At 27.6% G+C, this 13,088-nt stretch carries 11 protein-coding genes; all 11 read right to left on the bottom strand.

All coding sequences use genetic code 11. The features are described 5' to 3' along the window. Window positions 1-51 precede the first annotated feature (51 nt). Complete coding sequence (gene tsf, locus IBJ83_RS01375) at window positions 52-1,122, bottom strand: translation elongation factor Ts (RefSeq protein ID WP_201275048.1); 1,071 nt, start codon at window positions 1,120-1,122, stop codon at window positions 52-54. An 85-nt stretch (window positions 1,123-1,207) separates the two neighbouring features. Then, the gene (gene rpsB, locus IBJ83_RS01380; RefSeq protein ID WP_201275049.1) at window positions 1,208-1,963 is read right to left on the bottom strand and encodes a 30S ribosomal protein S2; all 756 of its coding nucleotides are present in this window, start codon (window positions 1,961-1,963) and stop codon (window positions 1,208-1,210) included. 193 nt (window positions 1,964-2,156) lie between these two features. After that, window positions 2,157-2,435 (bottom strand): HU family DNA-binding protein, encoded by a 279-nt coding sequence (locus IBJ83_RS01385; RefSeq protein ID WP_068471849.1) that lies wholly within the window; start codon window positions 2,433-2,435, stop codon window positions 2,157-2,159. Between the two features lie 117 nt (window positions 2,436-2,552). Next, window positions 2,553-3,539 (bottom strand): peptidylprolyl isomerase, encoded by a 987-nt coding sequence (locus IBJ83_RS01390; protein WP_068471851.1) that lies wholly within the window; start codon window positions 3,537-3,539, stop codon window positions 2,553-2,555. Between the two features lie 73 nt (window positions 3,540-3,612). Next, window positions 3,613-7,122 carry a transcription-repair coupling factor gene (gene mfd, locus IBJ83_RS01395; protein ID WP_201275050.1) on the bottom strand — a complete coding sequence of 1,170 codons (3,510 nt, stop codon included), beginning with the start codon at window positions 7,120-7,122 and terminating at the stop codon, window positions 3,613-3,615. Window positions 7,123-7,158: 36 nt separating this feature from the next. Next, complete coding sequence (gene pth, locus IBJ83_RS01400) at window positions 7,159-7,746, bottom strand: aminoacyl-tRNA hydrolase (RefSeq protein WP_201275051.1); 588 nt, start codon at window positions 7,744-7,746, stop codon at window positions 7,159-7,161. Then, a complete protein-coding gene (locus tag IBJ83_RS01405; RefSeq protein WP_068471855.1) occupies window positions 7,736-8,698 on the bottom strand; it encodes a ribose-phosphate diphosphokinase in 963 nt (320 codons plus the stop codon). The genes pth and IBJ83_RS01405 overlap by 11 nt, the downstream gene beginning before the upstream one ends. 16 nt (window positions 8,699-8,714) lie before the next feature. Beyond that, window positions 8,715-10,100, bottom strand: a complete 1,386-nt coding sequence (gene glmU, locus IBJ83_RS01410) for a bifunctional UDP-N-acetylglucosamine diphosphorylase/glucosamine-1-phosphate N-acetyltransferase GlmU (RefSeq protein ID WP_201275052.1) — start codon at window positions 10,098-10,100, stop codon at window positions 8,715-8,717. Between the two features lie 310 nt (window positions 10,101-10,410). Continuing rightward, window positions 10,411-10,989, bottom strand: a complete 579-nt coding sequence (locus IBJ83_RS01415; protein WP_201275053.1) for an MptD family putative ECF transporter S component — start codon at window positions 10,987-10,989, stop codon at window positions 10,411-10,413. Beyond that, window positions 10,979-12,406 (bottom strand): ABC transporter ATP-binding protein, encoded by a 1,428-nt coding sequence (locus tag IBJ83_RS01420; RefSeq protein ID WP_201275054.1) that lies wholly within the window; start codon window positions 12,404-12,406, stop codon window positions 10,979-10,981. Before IBJ83_RS01420 ends, IBJ83_RS01415 begins: the two co-directional genes overlap by 11 nt. Continuing rightward, window positions 12,384-13,076 (bottom strand): energy-coupling factor transporter transmembrane component T, encoded by a 693-nt coding sequence (locus IBJ83_RS01425; RefSeq protein ID WP_201275055.1) that lies wholly within the window; start codon window positions 13,074-13,076, stop codon window positions 12,384-12,386. The genes IBJ83_RS01420 and IBJ83_RS01425 overlap by 23 nt, the downstream gene beginning before the upstream one ends. Between the last annotated feature and the right edge of the window lie 12 nt (window positions 13,077-13,088).

Raw genomic sequence — 13,088 nt, forward strand, 5'->3', positions numbered from 1 at the left:
ATTACAAAAAATTATAAAAAAACAGAGCCTAAGCTCTGTTTAAATTTAATATTAAAGTCCCATTTGTTTTGCAACTTCTTCGGCAAAATTTTCTTCTTTCTTTTCTACGCCTTCACCAACTTCAAATCTTGTGTATTCTACGATTTCGATACTTCCACCTAATTCTTTAGCTTTATCGTTAACAGCATCTAAAACTGTTTTGCTATCGTCTAATACATATTGTTGGCTGAATAAAGCGTATTGTTGGTCAATTAAAGTATTGTCTTTAATAAATCTTTCGATTTGTCCAGGTAAAATTTTATCCCAAATTTTTTCTGGTTTACCTTGTTTCTTTAATTCTTCTTTTAATAATTCTTCTTCAGCTTTTAATACTTCGTCAGTGATTTGTGACATTGATGCGTATTTTGGAATTCTTTTTAATTGTTTTCCAAGTCTTACTAATTCTTCGTTTTCTTTTTCGATAGAACCTTTAAGAGCTAAGTATTCTCTTTCAACGAATTCTGCATCTAAATCTTTATAACTTAAGTATTGTGGTTTCATTGCTGAAATGTGCATACAAATATTTTGTAATAAATCTTTTGCACCAGCTTTTGTAGTTTCACTATCGCATTTAGCTTTAAGAATAACCCCAACTTTTTTATTGAAGTGAACATATCCACAAACAATTCCACTTTCGCAACAAGCTTTAGCAAATGCTAATCTTCTAACTACAAGATTTTCTCCGATTGAAGAAATTTGTAATTTCATAAATTCTTCAAAATTAACATCATCAATAGTTGATTCATTTAAAGATTCAACTTCTTTGATTTCATTGTTAAATATATGTTCAGTAACTTTTTTAGTTAATGCTACGAAATTTTCATTTTTAGCAACGAAGTCAGTTTGTGAGTTTACTTCTGTAATAGCTGCTTTAGTATTATTTTCATCTATAACTAAAGTAATTAAACCTTCAGCTGCAACTTTGCTTGCTTTTTTAGCAGCTTTAGCTAATCCTTTTTCTCTTAAAAATTCAATAGCTTTTTCCATATCTCCATCAACTTCTTGTAATGCCTTTTTACATTCCATCATACCGGCACCAGTAGTTTCTCTTAAATCTTTTACTAATTTTGCAGTAATTTCCATAAAAACCTCCTATAATTTCTAAAAAATAAGGTAAGGATAAATATTAAAAATTTGAATCCTTACCCTTTAAAATTCTATATCCTAATTATTCAGCTACTTCTTCAGAAACTTCTTCTGCTACTTCAACAGTTTCTACTTCTTCAGTTTCAGCTTGTTCACCTTGTTTAGCTTCAACGATAGCATTTGCAATAGTACCAGTTAATAATTTTACAGCTCTGATAGCATCATCATTTCCTGGAATAGCAATATCAACTTCATCAGGGTCACAGTTAGTATCAACAACACCAATAACTGGAATTCCTAATATTTTTGCCTCATTTACAGCAATTTTTTCATTCTTTGGATCTATTACAAAAAGAACATCTGGAAGTTTATCCATTTCTTTAATTCCACCTAAGAATTTTTCTAATTTTTCGATTTCTCTTCTTAATTTAATTACTTCTTTTTTAGGTAATCTTTGGAAAGTTCCATCTTCTTCCATAAGTTCTAATTTTTTAAGTCTGTCAATTCTCTTTCTGATAGTTTTATAGTTAGTTAACATACCACCTAACCATCTATGACTAACATAGAATTGTCCACTTCTCTTTGCCTCAGTTTCAACAGCCTCTTGAGCTTGTTTTTTAGTTCCTACAAAAAGAACTCTACCACCGTCAGCAACAATTTCTCTTACGAAATCATACGCTTGTTCAATTTGTTTTACAGTTTTTTGTAAATCTATAATATAGATTCCATTTCTTTCTGTAAAAATAAATTTTGACATTTTTGGATTCCATCTTCTAGTTTGATGTCCAAAATGTACTCCTGCTTCTAATAAATTTTTCATTAAAATTACTTGTGACATTTCTTTACCTCCTGTTTTTTAGCCACCCATATTCATCATCTTGACAAGAACCATCTAGGCAACACTTGTTCAATCAGAATATGTGATTATTCACCAAAATATTATAACACAATAGATTTTATTTTTCAATACTTAAAGTGAAATTTTTACAAAAAAATCAGGCAAAGCCTGATTTTTAATTCATTATCAAAAATTATTTATTTACAACTTCTTTAAGAGACTTACCAGCTTTGAATACTGGAGCTTTTGATGCTGGAATTTCGATAACTTCTTTAGGGTTTCTTGGGTTTCTTCCACTTCTTGCTTTTCTTTCTCTAGCTTCGAAAGTTCCAAATCCAACTAATTGAACTTTTTCCCCTTTAACTAATGTTTCTTCAACTGTTTGAATGAAAGCATTTAATGCTCTTTCAGCGTCAACTTTTGTAATTTTTCCTTTTTCAGCCATACTAGCTAATAATTCAGATTTGTTCATTAAAATTTCCTCCTAAATACACTATTATATTAATAATTGCCTATATTAATGGCTCCATAACCATTTGCAATATTATTATATATTAATTTTCAAAAAATATCAAGTAATTTAGCCAATTTATTTAAAATTTTTAATTGGTAAGTATCCAACTTCCTTTTGAATGTTAGCAAATTCTGTTTTGAATTTTTCTGACAATATAGTTTGTTTTAATTTTTTCTTTATACTTTCTTTGTTTTTTTCGTCAAATTTTTCGTAATCTTCAACAATTTCGTTTAATTTGATTATATGAAAACCGAATTGACTCTTTACAGGTTCACTAATTTCTCCAACTTTCATCTTACTTGCAGCATCATAAAATTCTTGAACCATAACTCCCTTTGTAAAAGTTCCTAATGCACCATTATTTTGTTTTACTGAAGGGTCTTTTGATACTTCTTTAGCTACATCTTCAAACTTTTCTCCAGCAGTTAAACGTGCTTTAACTTTCTTAGCCTCTTCTTCAGTTTTAACTAAAATATGGCTTGCATTAATTTGAGGGCCTTCAAATTTACTTCCTTTATATTTTTGAGCAATTTCTTCATCTTTTGGTGCATAATTTTCATTAAACCAAGTTTGGAATTTTGTAGAATACATATTATCTTCAATCTTATATTTTAATTCATCTTCAGTAAGTTTAGCCTTCTCAAGTTCTTCATTAAACTTGTCACCTAATTGCTCTTTAACTTTATTAAAATTATCTTCAATTTCTTCTTTTGTTACAGTTACTTTAGCAATTTCTTCTTCAGATTTTCCCTCATCTTTATATTCTTTTTCTAATTTAGCAAATTTTTGTTTAACAACTTCAATATTAGAGAACATTTCTAAAATATTTTGTTTTAAATTTAAAGAAGCTTTTTTCCCTTCATCAGTTGATTCATCATATTTTGCTTTTTGGTCATCTGTATAAGATGCAATTACTCTGTCATATTCTTTTTGAATTTGTTCCTCAGTAATATACTTTTCTCCAATTTTTACCATAGCTCCTTTTGGGGCTTTAGCACAAGCTGTTAAAACCATTGCAGATAACGCCATTATACTTACAAATTTTATTAATTTATTTTTCATATTTCTCTCCTTTTCGATTAATATTTTAATCTTTTGATATTATACATTATTTTTCTATGAATGTCAAAGTTTTTTAGGAATTTTCTCTTTTTAAAGCATATAAACTATCTACTAATTCAATACTTTCTAACAATTTATTCTTATCATAATTAAATATTAATTCTGCCGTTTCATTAATATTAAATTCTATCTTTCTAAATAAATTATCAGGCAATTTACCTATTATAGATAAAATATCTCTATTTGACTTATTAAACTTGAATACAACTGATTTTTCTCTTTCAATCACTTTTATAAAATCTAAATCAGTTGAAATAATTTTTAAATATGAAACATTCATAACATTTAGAACTGACTTTGGAACATCTCCAAATCTATCGGTCAATTCATCATAAATTTCATCAAAATCATCTCTTGAAGTTATGCTGGCGATTTTTTTATACATATCAATCTTTTGTCCACTATCACTTATATAACTTGAAGGAATATATGCATCAACTGACAATTCAATAGTAGTTTGACTTTTAATTTGTAGAGTTTCCCCTTTAACCGTCTTGATGCTTTCTTCTAACATTCTTACATACATTTCATAACCGATAGTTTCAATATGTCCTGATTGACATTCTCCTAAAATATTCCCGGCACCACGAAGTTCTAAATCTCTCATAGCTATTTTAAAACCTGAACCGAATTCTGAAAAATCTCTTATCGCCATTAATCTCTTTTCAGAAATTTCAGTTAGAACTTTATCTTTATCATAAGTAAAATATGCATAAGCTCTTCTCTTTGAACGACCTATTCTTCCCTTCAACTGATAAAGCTGTGATAATCCCATTTTATCTGCATCGTATATAATCATAGTATTACAATTTTTTATATCCATTCCGGTTTCGATGATAGTCGTGCATAACAAAATATCGTATTCTCCTTCTTGGAAATCATACATAATATCTTCTAATTCCTTATTCGATAATTTGCTATGAGCCATAGCAATTCTAGCATCAGGAACTAACTTTGACAGCTCAACATACATCTTATCCATATCTTTTATTCGATTATATACAAAATAAACTTGTCCACCTCTATTTATTTCCTTATAAATAGCCTCTCTAATTACAGAATCATTATATTCTAAAACAAATGTGGCAATAGTTACTCTCTCTTCAGGGGCATCATCTAAAATACTCATATCCCTAATTCCTACCAAACTCATTTGCATAGTTCTAGGTATTGGTGTAGCAGATAAAGATAGAACATCAATATTTTCCTTTATTTTTTTTAATGCCTCTTTATGTTTAACTCCAAACCTTTGTTCTTCATCTATTATTAAAAGTCCTAAATCTTTAAATTCTAAATTTTTAGATAATAATTTATGTGTACCTATAAGTAAATTTATTTTGCCGGACTTTAAATCTTTCAAAATTTCTTTTTGTCTTGCAGGAGTTCTAAATCTACTAAGCATTTCAACTTCTACCGGAAAATTTCCAATTCTTTCGACAGCAGTATTATAATGTTGTTGAGCAAGTATTGTGGTAGGTACTAAAAAAGCAACCTGTTTATCGTCCATCATAGCTTTAAAAGCAGACCTTAATGCTACTTCCGTTTTCCCATATCCAACATCACCACAAAGCAATCTATCCATCGGCTTAAAACTTTCCATATCTTTCTTTATTTCATCAATAGCTCTAAGCTGTGAATATGTTTCTTCATAAATAAAACTATCTTCAAATTCTTTTTGCCAAGTTGTATCCTCAGAAAAAGAAAACCCTCTAAGCTTATCTCTCTTTGCATAAAGTTGAACTAAATCCAATGCAATCTCATCTAAAACTTTTTTAGCACGAGTTTTAGTCTTGACCCAATCATTTGAACCTAATTTATTCAACTTCGGTTTATATCCATCCTTCCCAATATATTTTTGAATCAAATTCATTTGGTCAGTTGGAATATATAATTTATCATTTGCCTTATACAAAATCAAAATATGGTCTTTGACTATTCCGTCAACTTCAATCTGTTCAATACCTCTATATTCACCGATTCCATGATTTTCATGAACGACAAAATCTCCAACATTTAAATCTGTATAAGAAAGCAAATTTTCTTTTTTCTTTTTATTTGATTTTTTATAAGTTTTTTTAACAGTTCCATAAATTTCTTTATGTGTTAAAAATAAAATCTTTTGATCCGGATATTCAAAGCCGGACTCTAAATTTATTGTAGAAATTCCAAGAATAGAAGATTTTAATTCAAAATCCAGTCCATCAAAAACTGTCGAGTTTATATTTTCAGAAAATAACATTTCTTTTAAATTATTTGCCTTTTCAACAGAACCTGCAAAAATTACAATTTTATATCCTCTTTGCAATTTATATTTTAAACTTTGAAATAATACATCAAATCTTCTATTGAACATTTCTATTTCAATAGTTTTTAAATTTATAATGCTTTTAGCATTTATTATTTTTGTTCTCTTTAAAAGCTGTGTAAAATTAACAACACTAAATTCTTTAATCCTTCTTAGAATACTATCAAAAGGAATTAAAATATCTTTATGTGAATCTAAAATTTCAGCATTTTCAATAGAAAACATTACATTTTCGTGAAATAAATTTTCTATTTCTAAATTTCTATCATAAATTTTTAAAATATCTTCTGTACAAATTATAGAATCTTTTTCTAAATAATCTAAAATAGTCGAAAAACTTCCCTTTTTTATATATGGTGAAATCAAGTCCATATTAGAAATATGATAATTTGTTTTTAAATCATCATAAATTCTATAAAATTTTTCTGTTGATTTTTCGACATCTTTCCCAAATAATTTTAATTTTTGTAGTTTTTCAATGTCTTTCTTTAAACCATTTAAAATATTTTCAACATCAGCTTTTGACAAGACCATTTCTTTGGCAGGTATTATCTCTATTTTATTAAGTTTTTCAATAGACCTTTGACTATTTATATCAAAAGAACGTATTGAATCTACTTCATCTCCAAAAAGCTCAATTCTAATAGGATTTTTAAAGTTTACAGGATAAATATCAAGTATTGACCCTCTTATAGAAAACTGTCCCTTTGCCTCAACAAAATCAACCCTATCATAATGCATTTTTATCAATTTTTCAGTTAATTCTTCAAAATCTATTTCAGAATCTTCATCGATATTAATATAATGTGATTTAAAAAATTTCGGTGTACTAATTTTTTTTGATAATGCACTTGAAGTTGTAATCATTATGAATTTTTCTTTGGAAATCAGTCTATTCATTATTTCTATTCTATTGTTTTCAAGATTTGTTTCCAAACTATTTATATTGTGAAATCTTATATCAAAATTCGGATAAACAACAACCTTATCTCCTATCAAATTTTTTAACTCATCACAAAGTTCATTTGCTCTATTTTCAGTTTCGACAAGTAACACTAAATTTTTATCAGAAAAATCACTAAAAATAGAATATATCACATGAGATAAACTTTCTTTTATGAGTCCATTACAATAGATTGGAACATTATTTGATTTTAAATTTGAAACCATTTCTAAATATGATTCATTATTCTTTAAAAAATCAATTAAAAAATTCATAAACTCTCCTTGCTCTATAAAAAATATAGAGGAATATTATTCCTCTATACACATTCCGTTAAATTTACACATTGTTTTGTCAACATCGCTTTTTATTATTTCTTCAACTGCCTCTGCAGAAATTTCCAATTCTTTTTCTAAAATTTTCTTTTCAGAAGTTGAAAAACTACTTAAAACAAAATCTTTTAAATCCATATAACTAGGACATTTTCCAACACTTACCTTAACCCTTGGAAAACAATCCGTTTCTAAATGGTAAATTATTGATTTTAAGCCATTATGCGTTCCGGCACTTCCTTTTTTCTTTACTCTAATAGTTCCAAAAGGAATATCTATATCATCTACTATAACAATAATATTTTCAGGTTTTATTTTAAAATAATTTACCGCATCTATAACAGCCTCTCCGGATAAATTCATATAAGTAAGTGGTTTAAGGAAAATACATTTTTTACCAAACATATTTATCTGTCCGTAAAAAGATTTAAATTTTTCTTTTTTCATGTTGATATTATATTTTTCAGCTAAAATATCAATAACCCCATATCCAACATTATGTCTTGTTCCAACATAATTTTTTCCGGGATTTCCAAGACCTACAATTAAATATATATTATCTTCCATCAAATAACATACTCACCGGTCTGTTGTTATTTATTCTATCAATAGCTTTTGCAAAATATTGAGCAACTGATACAACTTCAACTTTTCCACCTAAGTTATTTTCTTGAGGAATAGTATCTGTTACAACACATTTTTCAACTTTTGAATTGGCAATATTTTCTAAGGCTTTACCTGAAAATACTCCATGACTTGCAGTTATATAAACTTTTTTTGCCCCCTTTGCTATCAAAGCATTGGCTGCATTTGTAATAGTTCCTGCTGTATCTATAATGTCATCAACGATTATACAAGTTTTTCCTTCAATATCTCCTATGATATTCATAACTTCTGAAACATTTGGACGCGGTCTTCTCTTTTCAATAATTGCAATTGGTAAATCTAAATAATTAGAGAATTTTCTTGCTCTTGTAACTCCACCTAAATCAGGAGAAACTACAACCATATTTTCTCTATTTTCATCTTTTAATTCATCTTTAAAGAAATCAGCAAGTGGTTTAATCGCTGAAAGATGGTCAACAGGAATATCAAAATATCCTTGAATTTGTCCTGCGTGTAAATCCATTGTTATAACTCTATCAGCACCTGATTTTTCGATTAGATTTGCAACTAATTTTGCAGTTATCGGTTCTCTAGCTTTTGTTTTTCTGTCTTGTCTTGCATATCCATAATAAGGCACAACAACATTAATTCTTCCTGCTGATGCTCTCTTGAATGCATCAACCATAATTAAAACTTCCATAAGGTTGTCGTTTGTTGGACTACAAGTTGGTTGAATGATATAAACATCATAACCTCTTACAGTTTCTTCAACAGAAAGATTAATTTCTCCATCACTAAATTTTCCGATATTTATTTCTCCTAATGGCATATCAAGGCATTTACAAATATCTTCTGCAAATTTTCTATTTGCAGTTCCTGAAAAAATTTTCATAGGTCCAGTATAAGCTAACATAATTCCTCCTAAAATATTACTTTTTTATTTTTAAATTCTTTTTATAAACCCAATTTTCTTTTTCAAAAGTTTCACTACGTCCAATTATAAGTGAACCTTCTTTTTCTACATCTGAAACGACAGTTGTTCCGGCTGCTATAAAAGTATCATTTGCAATTTCTACCGGAGAAACTATATTTGAGTTACTACCAACAAAACAGCCATCTCCAATTTTAGAAATATGTTTATTCTTTCCATCATAATTTACTAAAATAGAACCACAACCCATATTTACATCTTTACCAATAATAGCATCACCAATATAAGCTAAATGTCCAGCCTTAGTATTTTCTCCAATCGTAGAATTTTTAACTTCAACAAAGTTTCCGATATGAACACTACCCTTTAATATACTATTTGGTCTAAGATGAGCAAAAGGTCCCATAGTAACATCATTTTCTACTATACTATCTTCTATGTATGAACTCTTAATAATTACATTATCACCGATTGTTGAGTTTTCTATAAGAGTATCACCTGTTATATATACATTTTCTCCAATTGTAGTATTTCCTAAAATTCTGGCACCACTTCCGATAAATGTATCTATTCCTATATTTATTCCTTTTTCTATAACGGTATTTTCCGGATTTTCCATTACAACACCATTTTTCATATACTCAGCATTTATTCTGTAACGCATAATTTTTTCTGCTTCAAAAAGCTGAAGTTTTGAATTTATTCCATAAATTTCTTCAATGTCGTCAAGTTTATATGTAGAAACAAGTTCTCCGTCTTGAACTAAAACCTTAATCGCATCTGTAAGATATAATTCATTTTGTGCATTATTTCTATCTATCTTAGTTATAGAATTTTTTAAAGCTCTCCCGTTAAAAACATAAATTCCTGAATTTATTTCTTTAACTCTTTTTTCTTCTATATTTGCATCTTTATCTTCAACAATTTTTAAGAATCTTCCTTCAGAATCCTTAATTATATGCCCATATCCTGTTGTATCATTAATAAAAGCAGTTAGAACAGTAGCTTTTGATTTCATATCAATATGTTCATCTAATAATTTTTGTAAAGTTTCTCCTTTTATCAAAGGAGTATCCCCACTCAAAATTAAAACATTATCTTCATCTTCAATCTCATCTATTGTAAGTTGAACTGCGTAACCTGTACCATAAGGAAATTCTTTACCAATTTTTTGCTCTTTATAAAGCACCTTATTTTCAAATTTTTCTTCAACTTCATTTTTATTTTTTCCAACAATAATTATAGTCTTATCACTACCGGCATCGCAACTTGCATCATAAACATAATCAATCAAAGGTCTATTTACAATCTTATGTAAAACTTTTGATTTTTTACTTTTCATTCTGGTACCTTCTCCGGCAGCTAATATGATTGTAATATTCATAACTCAACTCCTAACTATAAAAAAATATACTTTATTCATTATAAAAAACATATTTATTATATCATATCGAAAATCTAAAAGTTAATTAAACAACTACAATAAAATAAATGCAGTTTTTTATAAGAAAACAAAACTACATTTATTAGATCATATTTTCACTTTAGATAATCTTTAAATGGTAAATATGATGAAATAAATACACTTTTATACAATAACCATAAAACTGTATTTATTATAACATAATTCTTACAAAAAAAAAACAAAAAAGAGAGATATTCTAAACATATCTCTCTTTGAAGGAATTAAAAAATTATTTTATTTTTTTGAAATGTTTTTCTAAAATTTTATTTCCGATTATAACACCAATACCAGCTAGGACAAATACTATTGTCAAAGTAATTAATGCATAAGTTCCTGATGAATATTTTATCATTTCATTTAAAGCGCTCTCTGTCATTCCATTTTTACCAATCCAAGTATCTTTGAATGATTGTAAAAAGAAATTTACAGGGATAACTTGCCCGCATTCACTACCCACTTGTAACAATCCAAAAGCGACAAATTGTGCAATTTTATTTTTATACCCTGCACTGCTAAGAATAACTTCTCCAATAATTGCTGAAACTGTATAAGAAATAATCCATGGAAGATAGAAACCCGCTCCTGCCATAACTATTAAGAAAATTGCTGAGAACAAAAAGAAGCTTCCTTTTTTACCAATTTTATTACACATAAATACAAAAACGGTTCCTGAAAACAAACCTGCAACTCCCGGACTAACACAATGAGTAAATGCTCCTAATGGGAATAATGCAAATGTTACAATCATTGTAACAACCAAACTTATTGCTCCTAAAATAGCAACTAAAATCAAATCTTTAACTTTCATTCTCTCTTCCTCCTTTTATTTTTTGAAAAATATTAGTTAATTGATTTCTTTCTTTTAAAACAAAATCTTGTGAAATTTTTCCTTCTTCAAGGAATATCACTCTATCTACAACCCTTGACAATAATTCATAATCATGTGAAATTAAAATTATCGCTTTATCTTTTGATAAATTTTTTATAATATCTGAAATTACAAGCATATTATTAAAATCTAATCCACTTGTAGGCTCATCTAAAATCAAAATGTCTGAATTACTTTTAGCACAAATACCCATAAGTAATCTTTGTTTTTCTCCTCCTGAAAGAGAAAAAGGGTGAGAATTTCTCTTTTCATAAAGATTTACAATATTTAAAATATCTAAGATTTCATCTTCTTTTAAATTTTTATTCGACAACAAAAACTCTGAAAATACACTTTCTGAAAATAATTGATAATCCACATCTTGCATCAAAACAAAAGGTAATTTTGAACTAAAAATTTCTCCAGAATTCTTTTTATATATTCCTGAAATTAATTTTGAAATTGTTGATTTTCCTACTCCGTTTTTCCCAACAAGTCCAATAATTTCTCCTCTATACACATCAAAGGAAATATCTTTTATAATATCTTTAAATTTAAGATTTTTAACTTCCAAAACTTTTTCATCTTGCTTATAGTTTTCTTTTTTTACCAATTCTTCATCAAAAGGATTTAGACTTCTAAGGTCATCTGCTCTGTAATTTAAAGCCTCTTTTCTCTCTAAATTCGCTATAAGTTTTCCATTGTTTATATGAATTAATCTGTCAAGCAATTCTTTCAAATAAAAAATTCTATGCTCAACAACAACTATCGTATATCCATTTTCTTTTAATTTTGAAAAAATTTCTTTTAAAAGTTCGATTCCAAGATAATCTAAATTTGCAGACGGCTCATCAAATATCAAAGTCTTGGCATCTAAGATAGAAACACAAGCAATAGATATTTTTTGTTTCTCTCCACCTGAAATTTCTAAAACATTTTTATTTAATATATTTTCAAGTCCAAAAAATTTAGAAATATTATCTATTTTTTCTAAAATTTCTTTTACTTCATATCCCAAATTTTCTAAAGTAAAAGCCAACTCTGAGGTAGTATTATCCGTAAAGAATTGTCCTCTTGGATTTTGAGAAACAGAGCCTATCATCTTACATAATTCATAATTTTTACAATCCTTAGTATTTTTATCATCAATAAAAATTTCTCCTAAAAGTTTTCCATCATGAATATGTGGAATAAGTCCATTTATACACTTATATATCGTAGATTTGCCTGAGCCTGATGCTCCTGTTATAAGTACTAACTCTCCTGTATTTATTTCAAAATTTATATCTTCTAATGCTTTCTTATCCGAATCTTCATAAGTGAAACTTACATTATTAAATTTTATCAATAAATCCACCTCCCCAAGCAACAATAAGTGCAATTAATACTACAATAAGAATAAAATCAACAATATCAAATTTTTTATAATAAATTGAATGCATATTATCTGTGCACATTGCACATCTTGTATATGCTGATTCAGTCATTTCAGATGCAATATTAGATGCTCTAAAAAGAGTTGGAACAATGTAGTATTCAAATCTTTTAAAAAGTTTGCTAAATGAAATATCTATTCCTCTAAGTTTTAATGCATTTCTTATAATTCTCTTTTCAGCAAAATAAATCGGAATAAATTTTAAAGTAATCGTGCAAGCAAATCTAATTTTTTTCCCTAGACCTAATTTTCCTAAAACATAAATCAATTCACTTGTTCTCGTATCTAATACAACTATTGTTGCAATCATAAATATTGAACAAGTTTTTACATTTGAATAAACTACAAAGCCAACAAAAGAAAAAAAGGAAGTATCTGGTAGCTTTACAAAAAAAGTTATATATACACAAACAAGATAAAAAATTAAAAATTTCACAAATCTTTTAATCTTTCCGCTATAAATTAAAATAAAGGAACAAATGCAAAAATAAATTAAATCAATTTTAAAATTACTCCAGAGAGGAATAAGAGAACCGAAAATTAAATTCATAAAAATCAAAATAAATAAATTTATTCTACGCTCTTTTATCAAACTAACTCCTCC

Origin of the sequence: Parvimonas parva (genome assembly GCF_016552165.1) — a bacterium.
In the GTDB taxonomy this organism is placed as follows: domain Bacteria; phylum Bacillota; class Clostridia; order Tissierellales; family Peptoniphilaceae; genus Parvimonas; species Parvimonas parva.

Bases quoted from the DNA above. Each gene is read 5' to 3' on its own strand.
- tsf (WP_201275048.1), bottom strand. From the start codon at position 1,122: ATGGAAATTACTGCAAAATTAGTAAAAGATTTAAGAGAAACTACTGGT.
- rpsB (WP_201275049.1), bottom strand. From the start codon at position 1,963: ATGTCACAAGTAATTTTAATGAAAAATTTATTAGAAGCAGGAGTACAT.
- IBJ83_RS01385 (WP_068471849.1), bottom strand. From the start codon at position 2,435: ATGAACAAATCTGAATTATTAGCTAGTATGGCTGAAAAAGGAAAAATT.
- IBJ83_RS01390 (WP_068471851.1), bottom strand. From the start codon at position 3,539: ATGAAAAATAAATTAATAAAATTTGTAAGTATAATGGCGTTATCTGCA.
- mfd (WP_201275050.1), bottom strand. From the start codon at position 7,122: ATGAATTTTTTAATTGATTTTTTAAAGAATAATGAATCATATTTAGAA.
- pth (WP_201275051.1), bottom strand. From the start codon at position 7,746: ATGGAAGATAATATATATTTAATTGTAGGTCTTGGAAATCCCGGAAAA.
- IBJ83_RS01405 (WP_068471855.1), bottom strand. From the start codon at position 8,698: ATGTTAGCTTATACTGGACCTATGAAAATTTTTTCAGGAACTGCAAAT.
- glmU (WP_201275052.1), bottom strand. From the start codon at position 10,100: ATGAATATTACAATCATATTAGCTGCCGGAGAAGGTACCAGAATGAAA.
- IBJ83_RS01415 (WP_201275053.1), bottom strand. From the start codon at position 10,989: ATGAAAGTTAAAGATTTGATTTTAGTTGCTATTTTAGGAGCAATAAGT.